The following is a 1,795-nucleotide window of genomic DNA, read 5'->3' as shown; positions in this document are numbered from 1 at the left end:
CCGCGGGCGGGAGGCTTAGGCGCGGGCCTTGGCCCCGACCTCGTCCTCCATGGCGGTGAACTCGGACTCGATGGTCTCGTTCGGACGGTAGGTGGAACGCGACACCAGCCAGGCCACCAGCAGGTTGACCAGGAAGCCGGGCACGATTTCGTACATCACACCGCTCAGGGCCGCGATGTTGCCCCACACGAAGACCACGACCGCGCCGCTGACCATGCCTGCAAAGGCACCGACGGCGGTCAGCTTGCGCCAGTAGAGGCTGAGCAGGATGATCGGGCCGAACGCGCCGCCGAACCCGGCCCAGGCGAACGCCACCAGTTCCAGGATCGAGGAATCCGGGTTCAGCGCCAGCAGTGCGGCGATGACCGCCACGGCGAGCACGCCCAGCCGGCCCAGCAGCACCAGCGACTTGGGGCTGCCCTTGCGGCCCATCAGGTTGTACAGGTCCTCCACCAGCGCCGAGGAGCACACGATCATCTGCGAGGACATGGTGGACATGATGGCCGCCAGCACCGCGGCCAGCACCAGCCGGCGATCAGCGGGTGGAAGAAGATCTGCGAGAGCAGCAGGAACACGGTTTCGCTGTCGGCGGTGCTCAGCGGCTCGTCGGCGAAGTACGCCACGCCGATCAGCGCGGTGCAGATGGCGCCCAGCGCGGTCAGGAACATCCAGCCGATGCCGATGCGGCGGGCCACCTTGGCCTCGCCCGGGGTACGCAGCGCCATGAAGCGCACGATGATGTGCGGCTGGCCGAAGTAGCCCAGGCCCCAGGCGGCGGTGGAGATGATGGCCACCAGCGCCAGGATCCAGCTGGTTTCATCGAAGGAGGAGAACAGGTTGAACGCCTGCGGGTTGGCCTCGGTGATCCGGCTGCCCAGCGTGGAGATGTCCCCGCTGCGGAAGACCGCCACGATCGGCACCGCGATGAGCGCGGCGAACATCAGTACGCCCTGGGCGACGTCGGTCAGTGAGGCGCCGAGGAACCCGCCGAACAGGGTGTAGAGCAGGGTGATGGCCGCGACGAACAGCATGCCGTTCAGGTATGGCCACCCGAAGGAGGCCTGGAAGAACTTGCCGGCGGCGACCATGCCCGAGGAGACGTAGAAGGTGAAGAACACCAGGATGATCAGCGCCGAGGCGATGCGCAGCAGGTGCTTGCGGTCCTTCAGGCGCTTTTCGAAGAAGCTGGGGATGGTGATGGCGTTCTGCGCGATCTGCGTGTAGGAGCGCAGTCGCGGGGCGACGAACTTCCAGTTCAGCCACGCGCCGATGGTCAGGCCGATGGCGATCCATGCTTCGTGCAGGCCGGTGACGTAGATGGCGCCGGGCAGGCCCATCAGCAGCCAGCCGGACATGTCGGAGGCCCCCGCGGACAGCGCGGCCACCCAGGGTTTGAGCCCGCGGTCGGCGAGCATGTAATCGTCGATGTTGCTGGTGCGACGGTAGGCGAAGTAGCCGATACCGAGCATCACGCACATATAGAAGACGATCGCGATCATCTGGAATGTATGGTCGGACATGATTTCCTCATTGCTAGTGCTCCCGTGCGGGGTGGTTCCCCCATGAACGAATGGGGCGCACGGTCACCGGGTGCGGAAAACCACTATGGCATCCTTTGAGTGATTTGTCGCTCACGAAAGCCCGCGTCGTTACCATTTCGTGACCTAGTCTGTGGCTGGGGTCACCACCTCGGCGTTCCGCTCCGCGGCGTGCGGGGAGGGCAGCGACTGCGCCTGGTCGTGCAGGCATTCGCGCACCGCCAGGATCGCCGGGTTGCGCTCGGAGGAATGACGCA

The 1,795-nt window shown here is 65.8% G+C and carries 1 protein-coding gene and 1 pseudogene; both read right to left on the bottom strand.

Translation table 11 applies throughout. The annotated features are described in order from the left end of the window. Positions 1-15: 15 nt before the first annotated feature. On the bottom strand, positions 16-642 hold the full coding sequence (locus tag JCM19049_RS20945) for a hypothetical protein (protein WP_279403197.1): 627 nt from the start codon (positions 640-642) through the stop codon (positions 16-18). Next, a pseudogene (locus JCM19049_RS20940) lies at positions 588-1,415 on the bottom strand (sodium:proline symporter); the annotation flags it as partial. The pseudogene JCM19049_RS20940 and the gene JCM19049_RS20945, both read right to left, overlap by 55 nt. Positions 1,416-1,795: the final 380 nt, after the last annotated feature.

Source organism: Arthrobacter sp. JCM 19049, from assembly GCF_001310435.1.
This window is presented reverse-complemented; position numbering and strand designations above follow the sequence as displayed.